This is a genomic window from Streptomyces sp. NPDC046931, from assembly GCF_040644655.1.
Classification (GTDB): Bacteria; Actinomycetota; Actinomycetes; order Streptomycetales; family Streptomycetaceae; genus Streptomyces.
Genome location: NZ_JBEYWX010000009.1, coordinates 273,574 through 290,888 on the forward strand (window position 1 = coordinate 273,574; position 17,315 = coordinate 290,888).

The 17,315-nt window shown below is 68.9% G+C and carries 19 protein-coding genes; 2 read left to right on the forward strand and 17 right to left on the reverse strand.

Annotated elements, in window-relative coordinates; translation table 11 throughout:
• Positions 1 to 73 precede the first annotated feature (73 nt).
• The 10 genes from tatC to ABZ876_RS19105 form a co-directional block, all read right to left on the reverse strand.
• A complete protein-coding gene (gene tatC / locus ABZ876_RS19060; RefSeq protein ID WP_361782025.1) occupies positions 74 to 1,024 on the reverse strand; it encodes a twin-arginine translocase subunit TatC in 951 nt (316 codons plus the stop codon).
• Between the two features lie 48 nt (positions 1,025 to 1,072).
• Positions 1,073 to 1,354: a Sec-independent protein translocase subunit TatA gene (gene tatA, locus ABZ876_RS19065; RefSeq protein WP_361655157.1), complete on the reverse strand. Its 282-nt coding sequence runs from the start codon at positions 1,352 to 1,354 to the stop codon at positions 1,073 to 1,075.
• A gap of 231 nt (positions 1,355 to 1,585) precedes the next feature.
• On the reverse strand, positions 1,586 to 1,780 hold the full coding sequence (locus ABZ876_RS19070; protein WP_361782029.1) for a hypothetical protein: 195 nt from the start codon (positions 1,778 to 1,780) through the stop codon (positions 1,586 to 1,588).
• 10 nt (positions 1,781 to 1,790) lie between these two features.
• Positions 1,791 to 2,051 (reverse strand): hypothetical protein, encoded by a 261-nt coding sequence (locus tag ABZ876_RS19075; RefSeq protein ID WP_361782087.1) that lies wholly within the window; start codon positions 2,049 to 2,051, stop codon positions 1,791 to 1,793.
• Positions 2,052 to 2,128: 77 nt separating this feature from the next.
• Positions 2,129 to 3,157, reverse strand: a complete 1,029-nt coding sequence (locus tag ABZ876_RS19080) for a WYL domain-containing protein (protein ID WP_361782031.1) — start codon at positions 3,155 to 3,157, stop codon at positions 2,129 to 2,131.
• Positions 3,158 to 3,174: 17 nt separating this feature from the next.
• Positions 3,175 to 4,128 (reverse strand): WYL domain-containing protein, encoded by a 954-nt coding sequence (locus ABZ876_RS19085; protein ID WP_361782034.1) that lies wholly within the window; start codon positions 4,126 to 4,128, stop codon positions 3,175 to 3,177.
• A gap of 215 nt (positions 4,129 to 4,343) precedes the next feature.
• Positions 4,344 to 4,715: an FKBP-type peptidyl-prolyl cis-trans isomerase gene (locus ABZ876_RS19090; protein ID WP_361782037.1), complete on the reverse strand. Its 372-nt coding sequence runs from the start codon at positions 4,713 to 4,715 to the stop codon at positions 4,344 to 4,346.
• Positions 4,716 to 4,786: 71 nt separating this feature from the next.
• Positions 4,787 to 5,791: an FKBP-type peptidyl-prolyl cis-trans isomerase gene (locus tag ABZ876_RS19095; protein WP_361782040.1), complete on the reverse strand. Its 1,005-nt coding sequence runs from the start codon at positions 5,789 to 5,791 to the stop codon at positions 4,787 to 4,789.
• A gap of 129 nt (positions 5,792 to 5,920) precedes the next feature.
• The gene (pafA, locus tag ABZ876_RS19100; RefSeq protein ID WP_019754142.1) at positions 5,921 to 7,282 is read right to left on the reverse strand and encodes a Pup--protein ligase; all 1,362 of its coding nucleotides are present in this window, start codon (positions 7,280 to 7,282) and stop codon (positions 5,921 to 5,923) included.
• A 9-nt stretch (positions 7,283 to 7,291) separates the two neighbouring features.
• Positions 7,292 to 8,551 carry an MFS transporter gene (locus tag ABZ876_RS19105; RefSeq protein WP_361782043.1) on the reverse strand — a complete coding sequence of 420 codons (1,260 nt, stop codon included), beginning with the start codon at positions 8,549 to 8,551 and terminating at the stop codon, positions 7,292 to 7,294.
• A gap of 116 nt (positions 8,552 to 8,667) precedes the next feature.
• Here ABZ876_RS19105 and ABZ876_RS19110 point away from each other — a divergent pair, with 116 nt between their 5' ends.
• Positions 8,668 to 9,681, forward strand: coding sequence for a LacI family DNA-binding transcriptional regulator (locus tag ABZ876_RS19110; RefSeq protein WP_361782046.1), 1,014 nt, complete (start codon positions 8,668 to 8,670; stop codon positions 9,679 to 9,681).
• Between the two features lie 117 nt (positions 9,682 to 9,798).
• Here the strand turns inward: ABZ876_RS19110 and prcA are convergent, their stop codons facing one another.
• The 6 genes from prcA to arc all read right to left on the reverse strand — a co-directional run bounded on the left by prcA (position 9,799) and on the right by arc (position 15,835).
• Entirely contained in the window at positions 9,799 to 10,557 is a 759-nt protein-coding gene (prcA, locus tag ABZ876_RS19115) for a proteasome subunit alpha (RefSeq protein ID WP_361782049.1), read from the reverse strand.
• A 61-nt stretch (positions 10,558 to 10,618) separates the two neighbouring features.
• Positions 10,619 to 11,464 (reverse strand): proteasome subunit beta, encoded by an 846-nt coding sequence (prcB, locus tag ABZ876_RS19120; protein ID WP_361782052.1) that lies wholly within the window; start codon positions 11,462 to 11,464, stop codon positions 10,619 to 10,621.
• Positions 11,416 to 11,799, reverse strand: coding sequence for an endonuclease domain-containing protein (locus tag ABZ876_RS19125; protein WP_361782090.1), 384 nt, complete (start codon positions 11,797 to 11,799; stop codon positions 11,416 to 11,418). Before ABZ876_RS19125 ends, prcB begins: the two co-directional genes overlap by 49 nt.
• Before the next feature lie 125 nt (positions 11,800 to 11,924).
• Positions 11,925 to 12,143, reverse strand: coding sequence for a ubiquitin-like protein Pup (locus ABZ876_RS19130; RefSeq protein WP_030744708.1), 219 nt, complete (start codon positions 12,141 to 12,143; stop codon positions 11,925 to 11,927).
• A gap of 180 nt (positions 12,144 to 12,323) precedes the next feature.
• Positions 12,324 to 13,835, reverse strand: a complete 1,512-nt coding sequence (gene dop / locus ABZ876_RS19135; protein ID WP_361782055.1) for a depupylase/deamidase Dop — start codon at positions 13,833 to 13,835, stop codon at positions 12,324 to 12,326.
• A 233-nt stretch (positions 13,836 to 14,068) separates the two neighbouring features.
• The gene (gene arc, locus ABZ876_RS19140) at positions 14,069 to 15,835 is read right to left on the reverse strand and encodes a proteasome ATPase (protein WP_361782057.1); all 1,767 of its coding nucleotides are present in this window, start codon (positions 15,833 to 15,835) and stop codon (positions 14,069 to 14,071) included.
• 247 nt (positions 15,836 to 16,082) lie between these two features.
• On the opposite strand from arc, the gene ABZ876_RS19145 reads away from it, so the two are divergent.
• Positions 16,083 to 16,385, forward strand: coding sequence for a ferredoxin (locus ABZ876_RS19145; protein ID WP_361782060.1), 303 nt, complete (start codon positions 16,083 to 16,085; stop codon positions 16,383 to 16,385).
• Between the two features lie 115 nt (positions 16,386 to 16,500).
• Here the strand turns inward: ABZ876_RS19145 and ABZ876_RS19150 are convergent, their stop codons facing one another.
• On the reverse strand, positions 16,501 to 17,076 hold the full coding sequence (locus ABZ876_RS19150; protein ID WP_361782093.1) for a hypothetical protein: 576 nt from the start codon (positions 17,074 to 17,076) through the stop codon (positions 16,501 to 16,503).
• Positions 17,077 to 17,315: the final 239 nt, after the last annotated feature.

Genomic DNA, 17,315 nt, shown 5'->3' on the forward strand with positions numbered 1-17,315 from the left:
ACGGCAGTGGGCCCCGCCGTCGAAGCCGGTGGGGCCCACTGGGTCGTTCACCTCACGGAGTGCGTCCGCCGGCTCACGTCACGTCGTCGTAGCCGTTCACCCCGTCGCGGTCCGCGCCGCCGCGCTCCGGCAGGGCGCGGGAGGCAGGCACCGGCTCGACCTCGTCGATGTCCGCGGGGGTGAGGTCCAGCTCCGAGGCCTCGTCGTCGCCCGGCCCCTGCGCCTCGCGCAGGCGCTTGCGCCGGTCGTTGAGCAGCGCGAAGCCCGTGGCCATGAAGTAGAGCAGGACGATCGGCGTCGCGAGCGACAGCATCGAGATCGGGTCGACGGTCGGCGTGGCGAAGGCCGCGAAGACGGTGACACCCATGATCATGCCCCGCCACCAGCCGAGCATCCGGCGACCGGTGACCAGCCCGGTGAGGTTGAGCATGACCAGCAGCAGTGGCAGCTCGAAGGAGAGACCGAAGACGATCACCATGCGGGTGACGAGGTCCAGCAGATCGTCCAGCGGAAGCAGGTTCACCGCGCCGACGGGCGTGAACTCGATCAGAACGCTGGCCGCGGCCGGCAGCACATGGTAAGAGAACCAGGCACCCGCCATGAAAAGCGGGAAGCCGGCCCCGACGAAGGCGATGGAGTACCGCTTCTCGTGCTTGTGCAGTCCGGGCGCGATGAAAGCCCAGAGCTGGTACAGCCACACCGGGCTGGCGATGACGACACCCGCCGTCAGCGCGACCTTGATCATGAGGGTGAACGGACCCAGCAGGCCCTCCACGGTGATGTTGCCGCAGGCACCCTTGCTCTGGTTGGCCAGCTCGGTGAACGACTTCGAACATCCCACCGAGTGCTGGATCGGCTCGGTGAGCAAGTTGATGATGTCCCGGTAGTACATCGCCGCGAGGATCGCGCCGACGATGATGGCCAGGACCGACTTGCCGAGCCGGTTGCGCAGCTCACGAAGGTGCTCCACCAGGGGCATACGCCCCTCGGGATCCTTCTCCTTCTTGCGGGCAGACTTGAGCAACCCACATCCTCATCTCGTGCAGTGGCCCGGGAGTCCCCGGACCGTGCTTCAGCGCTGGGTCGTGTCCGTGGGCTCGTTGACCGGGCGGGAGCTGGTCACATCGCCGGGCGCGGCCTGGATCGTGCGCTGAGCCGAGGGCTGCTCGTCGTTCGGCGGGCCGGCCGGGGCGGACGGCTTGCCGTCCTCCTTCATGGCCTTGGCCTCGCTCTTCAGGATGCGCGCGGACTTGCCGAGGGAGCGCGCCATGTCCGGAAGCTTCTTCGCGCCGAACAGCAGAATGATGACGACGAGGATGAGAATGATCTCGGGAGCTCCGAGCCTTCCGAACATAAGTCTTTACCTTCTCACCGAGGCGGCATGGGTGGGGGTACTGTCCGATCAGTCGGACATGCGTCCGACTTCCGTCAGCGATCGTAACGCTCAGGGGTGAACGCGGGGCAATCCCTGTGCATACTCCCGGTCTGCGGACCGCGCCTCGTTCCGGGCCGCGATCAGCAGGGTACCTGCCCGCGGTGACACGGAGACAGGTCGAAGCGGCTCATTGCGCGTCAATGGGACGTCTCATACCTGCTCCGCAGCCTGCGCGGCACTCAGCGCCGCCCGCTCCAGGTCCTCCGCGGCGCGGTTGACACGACGTGCGGAATCCGCGACCTGCCGCCCGAGGCGCTGCGCCTCCAGGAAGACCCGGACCCCGAGCACACCCAGAACGGCGAGGCCCAGGAACCCCAGGGCGATCGCCAGCATCGGCCAGAACATGACCCCGAGCCTAGAGGGTCGAGTGCAGCCGCAGCGTCCGCACCCCGCCCCCGGTGAGCAGTTCGACGATGCGCTCCCCCGCCGGCTTGCGCACGGACGCGCCGCACTCGGGGCAGGTGAAGGAGTAGAACGTCGTCCTGCTGCTGCCCCCGATCGCCAGTCGCAGCGCGCTCGCACCCAGTTCGAAACGGGCCCGGCAGTCGGGGCAGCCGGCTCTGAACACCACGTCGGCCACCCGCCGCATGCCGGCGAACGCCGTCCGTACCGACATCTCCGCCACCGGGTGCGCCTGCGGCGCACCGGCCGAGGCACCCGACTGCTCCGACGCACCAGACATCGCCGACGTGCTCACAGCCCCTGCTCCTGCCTGTCGTACAGCCCGTCCTCAACTCCGTCCGGCCCGTCGTACGCCGCGAGCGCCTCGCGGGCCGCCCGGCGGGCGCTCTCCGCGAGGTCCTGCGGCGACACGATCCGGCCGTCGCGCCCGAGCCGCAGCGCCAGCCGTCGCAGCGACGCCGGGTCCGGGGTCCGCAAGGAGATACGCAGCCCGCCGTCCGGCAGCTCATCCGCGCTGTCGTGCGGGTAGTACTCGGCGACCCAGCGTCCGCCGGGTCCGACCTCGACGACCACCTCGGGGTCCTCTGCGGCGGGCTGGACGAGCCCCTCCGACAGATCCCGCAGCTCGACCTCCGGCGGCGCCGACGGCTCGTCGAGGATCTTGATCTCGGCGACCCGGTCGAGCCGGAAGGTGCGGCGCGCCTCCGAGCGGCGGCACCACGCCTCGACATAGGTGTGCCCGACGCTGACCAGGCGGATCGGGTCGATCTCACGCTCGGTGACCTCGTCACGGGCCGGTGAGTAGTAGCGGATCCACAGCCGGCGGCGCTCGGAGATCGCACGGTCGACGTCCGCGAAGACACCGCCCTCCGACTCGAACGTCACCGACAGGCGGGAGCTGGCGCCCGCGGCCTCACCGGCGGCGGTCTCCACCTTGGCGGTGGCGCGCAGCAGCGCCTGCCGGTCGCTCTCGCGCAGTCCCGGCAGGGTGGCCACGGCCCGGGCGGCGACGAGGAGCGCGGTCGCCTCGTCGGCGGCCAGACGCAGGGGCTCGGCGGCGTCCGCGCCGAGGGCGGCCGGGTTGTGCCACCAGATGCGCTCGCCGTCGGTGTCGATGTCGAGCAGGTCGCCCCCGCGGAAGCTGGTGCCGCACATGGGCAGTACATCGAGGTCCGAGACCAGCTCGTCCTCGGTGATCCCGAAGGCCCGGGCGACGTCCTCGATGCGCGCACCGGGGCGCTCCCGCAGATACGTCACCAGGGAGAGCATCCGCCGGGTCTGGTCGATGGCGTTGGCGGGTCTGACCGGCTTGGCTGCCACTGTGATCCGTCTCCCCCTCAGCCCTGGGCCACGGCACGCAGCCGGTCCACCACGTCGGCCCGCAGCTCGGCGGGCTCCAGGACGACGACATCGGGCCCGAACTCGACCAGCCAGGCGTCCAGACCGTGCCCGTACGGAATCTCCAACTCGTCCCAGCCGTCGCCGAGTTCCCGTACGGCGGTGGCCTTCGCCCGAAGGGGGTACCCCGCGCCCGTACGCAGCCGGATCCGGGCCGAGCGGTCCGCGGTCTCCCCCGCCCAGCCGGCGACGGTCTCCCGGACGGTCACCACGTCCGGCACCGGTGCGGTGAAGCCGCCGCCGCGGCTGCGCACCTTGCCGGTGATCCGGGACAGCCGGAAGACACGCTCCGCGCCCCGGTCGCGGTCCCAGCCGGCCAGGTACCAGTGGCCGCGCCAGCACTCCAGCGCCCAGGGCTCGACATGCCGCGGCTCGGGGCGGGCTGCGGTGGCCTTGCGGTAGTCGAAGAAGACGGGGCGGCGGTCGCGGCAGGCCAGCATCAGCGGCTCGAACGCGGCCTCGTGCACCGGGATACGGGGCTCCAGGGCGCCATGGGCCTCGTAGGGGTCGACGTCCTCGGGCAGGCCCGCGGCGCGCAGCTTCTGCAGGGCACCGCTCGCCGCACCGGCGAGCCGGACCTGCTGCCACACCTTGGCGGCGAGGCCGAGCGCGGCGGCCTCCTCGGCGTCGAGGGTGATGGGCGGGAGGCGGTTGCTGTCGCGGCGGGCGAGATAGCCGATGTCGCCGTCCAGGTTCTCCACGGTCTCGATGACCAGACCCAGCTCGCGCAGATCGTCCTTGTCGCGCTCGAACATGCGGTTGAAGGAGTCGTCCGACCCCGCCTCGAGATAGGCCTCGATGGACTCGCGCAGCTCACGCTTGCTGAGCGGCCGCCGCGTCCCGAGCAGACACAGCGCCAGGTTCATCAGCCGCTCGGCCTTGGCAATGGCCATCGACGCCCTTCGCCTTCCCTATGGTGCTTACGATCGACGACCGTACCGCCCGCACGGGGCATGGCAAAAGCCGAGCGCCCATGCCCGCACGGGCATGGGCGCAACATGATCACTTCCGACCGCGTACGGCGCCCCACCACGCGACTTCCGGTCCGTCCCTCCCGGGCGCATGCGAAGCCCTCCGGGCGGTGCGGGGTGGGTGATCGGGGTCCGGGTCAGACCGAGACCAGGTCGCAGACGAAGATCAGCGTCTCGCCGGGCTTGATACGGGCACCGGCACCGCGGTCACCGTAGGCCAGGTGCGGAGGGATGACCAGCTGGCGGCGGCCGCCGACCTTCATGCCCTGCACACCCTGGTCCCAGCCCTTGATGACCTGGCCGACACCGAGCTGGAAGTTCAGCGGGGCGCCCCGGTTCCAGGACGCGTCGAACTCCTCGCCGGTGGAGAAGGCCACGCCCACGTAGTGGACGGAGACGGTGTCGCCCGCCTTGGCCTCCGGGCCGTCGCCCTCCCAGATGTCCTGGATCTCGAGGTCGGCCGGGGGCTCGCCGCCCGGGAAGTCGATCTCGGGCTTCTCGATGCTCACGTCAAAAGCTCCTGCTTGTTCGGGTTGAGGCCATTGCGGCGAGAACGACACTCTCACATCGCCGCGAGGGTTTACATCTTCGCCAGGATGTCCACCGAGAAGACCAGCGTGGAGTCCTTCTTGATGCCGCTGCCCTGGGGCGGGTTGTCGCCGTATCCCAGCTTCGGCGGTACGACGACCAGCACCCGGCTGCCCACCTTCTTGCCGGTGAGCCCCTGAGCCCAGCCCTTGACGACCTGCTGCAACGAGAACGAGGTCAGCTGCCCACGGCCGTAGGTGGAGTCGAACTCCTTGCCGGTGTCCCACAGCACGCCCTTGTACTGCACCAGCACGGTGCTGTCCGCCGCGACCGCGTCGCCGTTCCCCTCGATCACGTATTTGGCGACCAGCCCCGTCGGGGGCTTCACCTTGGGGACCTCGACGGACGGTGCCGAGCCGTCGGTGTTGGTGCCGACCTTCGGCAGTTTCGCGTCGTTCTGCGGGACGATCTTGCCCTTGGCCGAGCTCTTCGCGTTGAACGTGTTCTGGATGTCCACCACGAACACCAGCGTGTCGGTGCCCTTGATGCCCGCCTCGGGGTTGCCCTGCGAGCCATAGCCCCAGGTCGGAGGCACGGCCATCAGCACCCGGCTGCCCACCTTCCGGCCAGGGAGCGCATACCGCCAGCCGTCGATGATGCCGCCCTGGGCGAGCTGGATGACCAGCGGCGTCCTGCGGTCGTACGAATTGTCGAAGATCTTTGCCGTGTCCCAGATCTGGCCCAGGTAGTGCGCCTGGATGTAGTCGTTCTCCGCGACCGTCGGGCCACCGCCCGCGATCACCGTCTTGACCGCCAGATCCTTGGGCGGGGTGCCGGGTCCCTTGGCCACGGTCGGCTTCTCGCCGAACCTGGTCCCGGCAGTGATCGCCGGCAGCGGCCCCTCGACGATCTTCGGCGACGGGGCGGCGGACGGAGCCGAGGCCGAGGGTGACGGACTGGTGCCGGTCTTGCCCTTGCCGGCTTTGTTGTCACCGCATCCTGCGAGCGTGACCAGTCCGGCGGGCAGGGCGGCAAGAAGCAGCGAGCGTCGGCGCACGATGGGGCCTCGTATCGGTCGATCTTGACGGTTGGCGTGCGCGCAACTCTACGGCGTGCGAAGGGCGCCGTACGGCAAACGTACGACGCCCCGCGTTGCGTTCCGGCTCCCGACGGCCGAACGCGCCGCTCACATCCCCGCGATCAGCTTCTCCACCCGGTCGTCCACCGAGCGGAACGGGTCCTTGCACAACACGGTGCGCTGCGCCTGGTCGTTCAGCTTGAGGTGCACCCAGTCGACCGTGAAGTCACGGCGCTGTTCCTGCGCCCGCCGGATGAAGTCGCCGCGCAGCCGGGCCCGAGTGGTCTGCGGGGGAACCGACTTACCCTCGAAGATCTTCAAGTCGTTGCAGATCCGGGCGGCTTGCCCCTTCTTCTCCAGCAGGTAGTACAGGCCGCGGCGACGGTGGATGTCGTGATAGGCGAGGTCTATCTGGGCGACCCGCGGATGCGACATCGTCATGTTGTGCTTCGCCCGGTACCGCTCGATGAGCTTGTACTTCATCACCCAGTCGATTTCGGTACCGATCCGGTCCAGATCCTCCGACTCGATCGCGTCGAGCGTACGGCCCCACAGCTCCAGAACCTGCTCGACCGTGCCCGTACGAATACCGCGGCGCTCGCAGAAGTCCACGGCCTTCTCGTAGTACTCCCGCTGGACCTCCAGGGCGGAGGCCTCGCGGCCGCTCGCCAGGCGGACCTTGCGGCGGCCCGTGATGTCATGGCTGACCTCGCGGATGGCCCGGATCGGGTTCTCCAGGGTGAGGTCGCGCATCACCGTGCCCGCCTCGATCATGCGCAGCACCAGGTCCGTCGCGCCGACCTTCAGCAGCATCGTCGTCTCGGACATGTTCGAATCGCCGACGATCACATGCAGACGGCGGTAGCGCTCGGCGTCGGCGTGCGGCTCGTCCCGCGTGTTGATGATCGGCCTGGAACGCGTGGTCGCCGAGCTGACGCCCTCCCAGATGTGCTCGGCGCGCTGGCTCACGCAGTAGACCGCGCCCCGCGGGGTCTGCAGCACCTTGCCGGCGCCGCACAGCAGCTGCCGCGTGACCAGGAACGGAATCAGGATGTCCGCGAGCCGGGAGAACTCCCCGTGCCGCGCCACCAGATAGTTCTCGTGGCAACCATAGGAGTTGCCCGCCGAGTCCGTGTTGTTCTTGAAGAGGTATACGTCGCCCGCGATTCCCTCCTCGTGCAGGCGGCGTTCGGCGTCGACCAGCAGTCCCTCGAGAATGCGCTCGCCGGCCTTGTCGTGGGTGACCAGTTCGATCACATTGTCACACTCGGGTGTCGCGTATTCCGGATGTGAGCCCACGTCGAGATAGAGGCGGGCGCCGTTGCGCAGAAAGACATTGCTGCTCCGGCCCCATGACACGACACGGCGGAAGAGGTACCGCGCCACCTCGTCAGGAGACAGGCGGCGCTGTCCCCTGAACGTGCACGTGACGCCGTACTCGTTCTCCAGCCCGAAAATGCGGCGGTCCATGAGTGAACATTACGCCCGATCCTCCGAGCTGAAACGGGGTTCGACGGCACGGTTCGGATCATTTTCCGATGAAGCCGCAACCACCGCCCCCTCCGACGGAGCTGCGAGAACCCGTCCCGAGGCCAGCAGGACCAGCAACGACACCGCCCCCGCCGCGCCCGGCACCGCGAACCCCCACAGGGCACCACCCGCCTGCACCACCGGCCCCGCCACGCCCGTGCCGACCGACGCACCCACCGTGAACGTCGTCACCAGCCACGAGAACGCCTCCGTGACCGTACCCCTCGGCGCATGCCGGTCCACGATGATGAACGCGCAGGCGATACACGGCGCGAGAAAGACCCCCGCCAGCACCGTCAGCAGGACCATCGCCACCGCACCCGGTACCAGCATCAGCGGCAGGTAACACACCGCCAGAAGCCCCACCAGCACACGCAGGCGCCGCTCCGGCGCACCGCGCCACCGCCGCGCCCCGTACACCGAGCCGCCCACGAGCGCACCGAGCCCCACCCCCGCCATCAGCCACCCGTACACCGCGTCCCCACCGTGATCGTCGGCATACGACACCGCAGCCACCGTGATGGACCCCAGCGCGACCCCCACGAACAAAAACGCGCCGAGGAGCGCCAGCAGCCCCGGCGAGCGCAGGGCACCGAGCCAGTGCGCCGCACGGGGCGCCGACCGCCACGCACGCGACGGCGGCGAGATCACCACCGACAGCGCACCCAGCACCCCCACGGCGCTGAGCACGGCCAGCGCGGCCCGGGCCGACCACAGCGAGGCGCACAGCGTCACCAGCAACGGGCCGACGGTGAACATCACCTCCTGGGCCACCGCGTCCATCGCATACGCCGTGTGCACCTGTTCCTCCCGGCGCAGCACCTGCGGCCACAGAGCCCGCAGACCGCCCTCAAGAGGCGGTGTGAACAGCCCTGCGACCGCCATGGCCGCATACGCCACCGCCGGCGGCTCCACGCCCGTCAGGGCGAACACGGTCATGGCGAGGGCCGAGACCAGCGCCGCGGGCAACTGGATGCGAGGCTGGCCGTGCAGGTCGACCAGCCGGCCGAGCAGCGGCTGCCCCGCGGCGTTCGCCACCCCGTAGACCGCGGCGAGCGCGCCCGCGAGGCTGTATGTGCCGCCCTCGGCGCGCACGAAGAGCACCACCGCGATCGCCGCTGTGGCGTTCGGCAGCCTGCCCACGAGCGTCCCGACGAGCAGACGCGCCGCATGCTTGGCCCTCAGGATCTCCAGATAACCCGCGGCCATACCGCGCCCTCTCCTCGCTGTCACACTCACGTTTTACGTATAACGTCTTCCGTCATACGTACCATGTGCGCTGTCCAGGAGTCCAGACAGCCCAGACGAAAGAGCAGGCCCCCACGGTGGCACCAGGTAACGCGCGACCCACCAGCCGCGATGTCGCCCAGGCCGCTGGAGTCTCCCAGGCCGCCGTCTCCCTGGTCCTCGGCGACAAATGGCGCGGCCGCGTCTCCGCGGCCACCGCCGAACGCGTTCGCCAGGCCGCACGCGAACTCGGCTACCGGCCCAACCTCGCCGCACGAAACCTCCGCCTCGGCCGAACCCGCACCGTCCTCCTCGTCGTCCCCGCACTGACCACCGAGTTCTTCGCCGGCGTCTACACCGGCGCCGCCCGCGTCGCCGCCCGGCACGGCTTCGGTGTCGTCCTCTACCCCTCCCCCGAAGGCATCGGCCCCGCCAGAGACCCCTTCCACTCCGCCCAGGCGGCCCTCGACGGCGTGCTCGCCTCCTCCATGGCCGCCGACGCCCTCACCGCCATCCACGGCGACCAGCTTCCCCTCGTCATGCTCGACAGCGACCCGCACGGCAGCATCGGCGCCGCGACCGTCAACCTCGACATCGCCGACGGAGTACGCCAAGTGGCCGACCATCTCCTCGCCCTCGGGCACCGCCGCTTCCTCCACCTCGCCGCCGACGTCCCCTCATGGACCTTCCGCATACGAGCACGGGAACTCGCCGCACGCCTCGCCGAAACACCCGGCACCACCCTGCGCACCACCCGCGCACCCATCTCCATCGAGGACGCCCTCACCGCCGCCGAAACCGCCCTCGCCGCAGCCGGCCCCCGCCCCACCGCCCTCGTCTGCGACGACGACAAACTCGCCGCAGGCGCCTACAAGGCCGCCCGCCGCCTCGGCCTGCGCGTCCCCGAGGACCTCTCCGTCACCGGCCTCGACGACCTGGCCCTCGCCACCGCCCTCGACCCCGAGCTCACCACCGTCCGCCTCGACGCGGAACTCTTCGGCGAACGAGGCATGCAAGCCCTCCTCGCCGTCCTGGAAGGCAACATGCCGGAAGAGGGCGACATCCCCGTCGAACTCGTCGTACGAGGCTCCACGGCACCCCCCAACCACTGAGGCACCACCACGAACCCACCCGCCGACCACAACGCCGCGCGCCCCGACCCGAAAGGGCCGGGGCGCGCGGCAACACACCCGAACGACGTCACGCACCTCGCGGAGCCCGACGCGCCGTCACTCCTCGTCCTCACCCTCCGCGGACTCGGCCTCCGCCTCCGCGGCGGTCGACACACCGTCCGCCTGAAGCAACCGCGACAGCTGACGGCCCACGATCCGCCTGAACTTCCGCTGCTGCGGACGCGTACGGTCCAGCACCGCGACCTCCAGGCGCTCCGCGGGAATCTCCCGCTCACTGCCGTTCGTGTCCCGGGACAGCGCCTGCACCGCCAGCTTCAGCGCCTCGGCCAGGGTCATCCCGTCCCGATGCCGCTGATCAAGAAAACTGCTGATCTGCTCCGCATTGCCGCCCACCGCCACCGAGCCGTGCTCGTCCACGATCGACCCGTCATGCGGCAGACGGTAGATCTGGTCGCCCTCCGGGGTCTCCCCCACCTCGGCGACCACCAGCTCCACCTCGTACGGCTTCTCCGCCGCACTCGAGAAGATCGTGCCCAGCGTCTGGGCGTACACGTTGGCCAGACCGCGCGCGGTCACATCGTCCCGGTCGTAGGTGTAACCCCGCAGATCGGCATAGCGGACCCCGCCGATGCGGAGATTCTCGTACTCGTTGTACTTGCCGGCCGCCGCGAAACCGATCCGGTCGTAGATCTCACTGAACTTGTGCAGCGCACGGGACGGGTTCTCACCGACGAACACGATGCCGTCGGCGTACTGCATCACGACCAGACTGCGGCCGCGCGCGATGCCCTTGCGGGCGTACTCCGCCCGGTCGGCCATGGCCTGCTGGGGGGAGACATAGAACGGCGTCGACACCGGTTATCCGTCCCTTTCTGTCGAAGTCACTCGATCACCTTGATAACAGCCGGGACCGGCGTCAGAGCAGAGCGGCCCTCGGACCGTCCGGCTGCTCGAGCCGACGCTGGAGGACCTCCCGCGAGATCCCGCCCGTCTCGTCCTCGGTCAGCCGGCGGAAACCGTCCTCGGTGATCACGGTGACGACCGGATAGATCCGGCGGGCGACATCGGGACCACCGGTCGCCGAGTCGTCGTCTGCCGCGTCATACAGGGCCTGGACCACCAGGGTCGTGGCCTGTTCCTCGGTCAGATCCTCACGGTAGAGCTTCTTCAGGGCACCCCGCGCGAAGATCGAGCCGGAGCCCGTGGCCGCGAAGCCGTGCTCCTCGGAGCGCCCACCCGTCACGTCGTACGAGAAAATACGGCCCTTGTCCCGGTCCACGTCGTAACCGGCGAAGAGCGGAACCACGGCCAGGCCCTGCATCGCCATGCCAAGGTTGGAACGGATCATGGTCGACAGGCGGTTCGCCTTCCCCTCCAGGGACAGCTGTGCACCCTCGACCTTCTCGAAGTGCTCCAGCTCCAGCTGGAACAGCTTCACCATCTCCACAGCGAGACCGGCCGTGCCGGCGATCCCCACCGCGGAGTACTCGTCCGCCGGGAACACCTTTTCGATGTCCCGCTGGGCGATCACATTGCCCATGGTCGCGCGGCGGTCACCCGCGAGCACGACGCCCCCCGGGAACGTCGTGGCCACGATCGTCGTGCCGTGCGGGGCCTCGATCACGCCCTTGGCCGGCGGCAGCTGCCGCTTGCCGGGCAGCAGCTCGGGCTGGTGCTCGGCGAGGAAGTCCATGAAGGACGCCGAACCAGGCGTCAGGAAGGCAGCCGGTAGACGCCCGGTGCTACGAGGGTTGGCTTCCACGAGTTTCCTTCCACATTGGCGGCAGCCCGACGTACGGCGTCGGGGTCGTCTCCCAACTTGCCGATGGCCGAATTACAGTTGAAGCACAGTACGCCACGGACCTTACCCGTCTTGTGGCAGTGATCCACATGAACGGCCGGAGCCTTCGGACAGATCTCGCGGAGGCCCTTTTGCAGCGCGTCGACAGGCCGTCGGACGCGGTCGCGTTGCCACTCGCCGTGGGGTTTGGCCTCCCCGCAGTTCCGGCGGAGTCTGTCCCCCGGGGCACGTCCATCCTCTCGCGAGCAGCCTCGCCTCTGGCTGTCCGGCGTCGCCGGCAATACTCGGCCGCGCATTCGCGGCAGTCGGTCTGCAGGCCATCGGGCCGCGACCTTCTGCTCGCGAATGCGCTGACCGGAAACACGTCCTGGCAGGCCGAGCACTTCGTTGAACGCCCACCCCCGTCGTTCATGACTGTGAACTACTGTCCACCCTTTTGAACGAACGAGCGCACGAAGTCCTCGGCGTTCTCCTCCAGGACGTCGTCGATTTCGTCCAGGACGGAGTCGACGTCGTCGCTCAGCTTCTCGTGCCGCTCCTTGAGATCGCCCTGGGCCTGCGCGTCCTGCGCCTGCTCCTCGACCTCCTCGGTGGAGCGCGTGGCCTTCTGCTGCCCGCCGCCGGTGTCCTTGGTCGCCATAACCCTCACCCCGCTCAGTTCGCCCGACATGGTCGGCATTCCTGCCGATCGGTGATGATCAGACCCTACAAGCCCGGTCTGACATCGGCCCCGTAGTTGCTCCAACGTACGGGGACCGCCTCGATGATTCCCGGGCGCCGGGTTTTACTACCCTGCCCGGTGGAGCCGCCCGGTACTCGTTCAGCCGCCCGAGAGCACCCTGACCAGGTCTTCTGCCGTACGGCAGCGGTCCAGGAGCTCCTTGACGTGATTACGCGTTCCGCGAAGCGGTTCGAGGGTTGGGACGCGTTGCAGGGAGTCCCGGCCCGGGAGATCGAAGATGACCGAGTCCCAGGACGCCGCCGCGACGTCGTCCGCGTACTGCTCGAGGCAGCGGCCGCGGAAGTACGCGCGCGTGTCCTCAGGCGGCTTGGTACGGGCCCGCTCGACCTCGGCCTCGTCCAGGAGCCTCTTCATGCGGCCACGGGCCGCCAGACGGTTGTACAGGCCCTTCTCGGCCCTCACGTCGGCGTACTGGAGGTCCACCAGGTGGAGCCTCGCGGCGTCCCAGTCGAGGCCGTCGCGGCGCCGGTATCCCTCCATGAGCTCCCGTTTGGCGACCCAGTCCAGTTCCCCGGCCAGGCTCATGGGGTCCCGCTCCAGACGGTTCAGCGTGTCTTCCCAGCGGGCCAGCACGTCCTTGGTCTGATCGTCGGCGTCGGCGCCGAAGCGCTCCTCGACGTATTTGCGCGACAGTTCGTAGTACTCCATCTGAAGCTGTACGGCAGTGAGCGTACGGCCGCTGCGCAGGGTGACGAGGCGCTTCAGTCCGGGGTCGTGGGAGACCTGGTGGAGGGTGCGTACGGGCTGGTCGACGGCGAGGTCGACGGCGATGAAGCCGTCCTCGATCATCGACAGGACCAGGGCGGTCGTGCCGAGCTTGAGATAGGTCGAGATCTCCGACAGGTTCGCGTCGCCGATGATCACGTGGAGGCGGCGGTATTTCTCCGCGTCCGCGTGCGGTTCGTCCCGTGTGTTGATGATGGGCCGTTTGAGTGTCGTCTCGAGGCCGACCTCGACTTCGAAGTAGTCGGCGCGCTGGCTGAGCTGGAAGCCGTGTTCGTGGCCGTCCTGGCCGATGCCGACGCGTCCGGCGCCGGCGAAGACCTGGCGGGAGACGAAGAAGGGCGTGAGGTGGCGCACGATGTCCGAGAAGGGGGTTTCCCGCTTCATCAGATAGTTCTCGTGCGTGCCGTAGGAGGCGCCCTTGTTGTCGGTGTTGTTCTTGTACAGGTGGATCGGCTGGGCTCCGGGGAGCTGGGCGGCCCGTTCCGCGGCTTCCGCCATGATGCGTTCGCCGGCCTTGTCCCAGAGGACGGCGTCGCGGGGGTTGGTCACCTCGGGGGCGCTGTATTCGGGGTGTGCGTGGTCGACGTACAGTCGCGCGCCGTTGGTGAGGATCACGTTGGCCAGACCGATGTCCTCGTCGGTGAGCTGGCTGGCGTCGGCGGCCTCGCGGGCGAGGTCGAAGCCTCGCGCGTCCCGCAGCGGGTTCTCCTCCTCGAAGTCCCAGCGGGCCCGGCGGGCCCGGTGCATCGCCGCCGCGTAGGCGTTGACGATCTGGGATGAGGTGAGCATGGCATTGGCGTTGGGGTGGCCGGGGACGGAAATGCCGTACTCCGTCTCGATGCCCATTACTCGCCGTACGGTCATGCGGCCCTCCTTGCCAGGCGGCGCCCTCGGTCGGGGGCGGCGCTCAAGTACCGCTGGTGCTCCGGTGCGCGTGCGGTGCCCGTCCCCGCACGGCGCGACGCGGCGGTACGAAAGAGCCTAGAACGCCTTTGCGCTGGTGGGGAGATCATTTGCGTCATTGCCTTGCTCCGGCCGTGTCCGGAAAAGCGTCGGCTGCGGGTACCCGGTGAGGGCACCCGCAGCCGCCCTGCCTTTTACAGGTACTGACCGGTGTTTGCCACCGTGTCGATGGAGCGTCCGGTGTCTGCGCCTTGCTTTCCAGTGATGAGGGTGCGGATGTAGACGATCCGCTCGCCCTTCTTTCCGGAGATCCGGGCCCAGTCGTCGGGGTTGGTGGTGTTGGGGAGGTCCTCGTTCTCCTTGAACTCGTCCACACACGCCTGGAGGATGTGGGAGACCCTGAGGCCCTTCTGGCTGTGTTCCAGGAAGTCCTTGATCGCCATTTTCTTGGCGCGGCCGACAATGTTTTCGATCATGGCGCCGGAGTTGAAGTCCTTGAAGTACAGGACCTCCTTGTCGCCGTTTGCGTAGGTGACCTCGAGGAAGCGGTTCTCGTCGGACTCGGCGTACATCTGTTCCACGGCGGTCTGGATCATGCCCTGGACGGTGGCGCCCTTGTCGCCTCCGTGCTCGCTGACGTCGTCGGCGTGCAGGGGGAGGCTCTCGGTGAGGTACTTCCCGAAGATGTCCTTGGCGGCTTCGGCGTCCGGACGTTCGATCTTGATCTTCACGTCGAGGCGGCCGGGGCGCAGGATCGCGGGGTCGATCATGTCCTCGCGGTTGGAGGCGCCGATGACGACCACGTTCTGCAGGCCTTCGACGCCGTCGATCTCGGCGAGCAGCTGGGGGACGATGGTGTTCTCCACGTCCGAGCTGACGCCGGAGCCGCGGGTGCGGAAGAGGGACTCCATCTCGTCGAAGAAGACGATGACGGGGGTGCCCTCGCCGGCCTTCTCCCGGGCGCGCTGGAAGACGAGGCGGATCTGCCGCTCGGTCTCGCCGACGTACTTGTTCAGGAGCTCGGGGCCCTTGATGTTGAGGAAGAAGCTCTTGCCTGCGGCCTGGCCGGTCACTTCGGCGACCTTCTTGGCCAGGGAGTTGGCCACGGCTTTGGCGATGAGGGTCTTTCCGCATCCGGGGGGCCCGTACAGCAGGACGCCCTTGGGCGGCCGCAGTTCGTGCTCCTTGAAGAGGTCGGGGTAGAGGTAGGGGAGCTCGACCGCGTCGCGGATGGCCTCGATCTGGCCCGCGAGGCCGCCGATCTGCTCGTAGCCGATGTCGGGGACCTCTTCGAGGACGAGTTCCTCGACTTCGCTCTTCGGTACGACCTCGTAGACATAGCCGGAGCGGGGTTCGAGCAGGAGGGCGTCGCCGGGGCGGATGGTGATGTCCAGCAGCGGCTCGGCGAGCCGTACCACCCGTTCCTCGTCGGTGTGCCCGAGCACCAGGGCGCGCTCGCCGTCCTCGAGGACCTCCTTGAGGGTGACGATGTCCCCCACGCGCTCGAACTCCATGGCCTCGACCACGTTGAGCGCTTCGTTGAGCATTACTTCCTGGCCTCGGCGGAGCTCGTCGAGTTCCACGCTGGGGCTGACGTTCACCCGGAGCTTGCGGCCCCCGGTGAAGATGTCGGCGGTGCCGTCCTCGTTCGCCTGCAGGAAGACACCGAAGCCGGCCGGCGGCTGGGCGAGCCGGTCGACTTCTTCCTTGAGGGCCACGATCTGGTCGCGGGCCTCACGGAGCGTGTTGGCGAGCCGCTCGTTCTGTGCGGACACGCCGGCCAGGTTGGTCTGCAACTCGACGATCCGCTCTTCGAGAATCCTCGTGTGTCGCGGAGAGTCGGCGAGCTTGCGTCGCAGGACGGCGATCTCCTGCTCAAGGTAGGCGATCTGCCCGGCCGGGTCCTCGGACCCTCGTCCCGGGCGGATGCCGCGGTTAATGTCGTCGTCGTGGGCTGCCACGGTCCTCACCTCCTCCAAGGGGAGCTGGACGCTTCCAGACCCTACCTGGGTGGGTGTCGATTGAAACCCCTAGATCACAAAGACTGTCGGGGTGTGTCCGATCTTCACCCTTGCGCTCTCCCTCACGCCAGGGGAATACCCACCGAACATGATTGGGAAGCCGCCGAAGGTAGGGTCGGGGTGTTCAACACCCGTCAGGGCTGGCCGGATTCCCGGGGCGGCTCTGCGCAGGAAAACGGCAGGAGAGATGACCGTGCAGCAGGCCGGAGTCGGCGGCGAGGCGCTCGAGGTCTGGATCGACCAGGATCTGTGTACCGGTGACGGCATCTGCGCCCAGTACGCGCCCGAGGTGTTCGAGCTGGACATCGACGGCCTGGCCTATGTGAAGGGGCCGGACGACGAGCTTTTGCAGGCCGCGGGGGCCACAACGCCCGTGCCGCTGCCGCTTCTCACGGATGTGGTGGACTCGGCGCGGGAGTGTCCCGGTGAGTGCATCCATGTGCGTCGGGTTTCGGACAAGGTGGAGGTCTTCGGCCCGGACGCCGAGTGATCGTACGACCACAGACTGTCATTCGTGTCTGTTTCCTCACACCGCGTTCGCCCGGTCGACGTCCGAGTGCCCCCGGGCGGTCATGGACCGTGGGTCCCGGGAGCGGTGACTCGGGTCACACGCTCTGGGGAGCGGAGGGGGTGGAGCGGATGAACGCGCCGCCCTTCCACTGCCATTCGGCGGGGTCCTTCAGGTCGGGGCAGCAACTCGGTACGTCGGGCGAGGAGTAGCCCAGCAAGGTCGCGGTGACGGCGGCGCCGTGGACGGCGAAGCCCGTGACCGTGAGGCGGTCCCCGGGATCGACGAGGGTGGCGACGACACGGGGTTGCGTGCCGTCGGCGGACTGGGTGAGGACGTAGACGCCGTCGGGCGGGGTGCCCATGCTCGCGTCGCAGTGGACGACGGCCACGGTCTCGGTGCGGCCGTCGCCGTCGAGGTCGCCGGTGGCTTTCTTCGCGACGAGGAGCCGGGTGGGGCCGCAGTCGAGGGGGAAGTGGACCTTGGCGGGGTCGGGGGGCGCGACCGCGGCCGGGGCCGCCTTGGTGCGGGCCTGGGGCTGGGCCGCGGTCGCGGAGCCGGGTTGCAGCACGGAGCTCAGGGCGATCACGCCGGAGACGGCGGTGGCGGTGGCGACCCAGTGGATGGGTCGGGTGGTGGTGTGCGCGAGTTCCGGAACGGCGGGGTGCTGCACGAGAGAAGTGTCTCCTGTGAGGGCTGTGCCGGTGGGGTGCCCCGCATCGTGCCACACGTCACAGGGTGGGGGAACGGCGGGTGCGTACTTCTGGTGGTGCGCCAGGTTCCGGATGGCGCGGTGGTGCCAACGCGCGAGCGCCGTGGCCCCCGTGATCAGCACGGCGAACACGACGCGCCGGAGACGGCCTCTGTACCCGCCCCTGCCGCTGCCCCGGAAACCCATGACGTCCCTCCCCT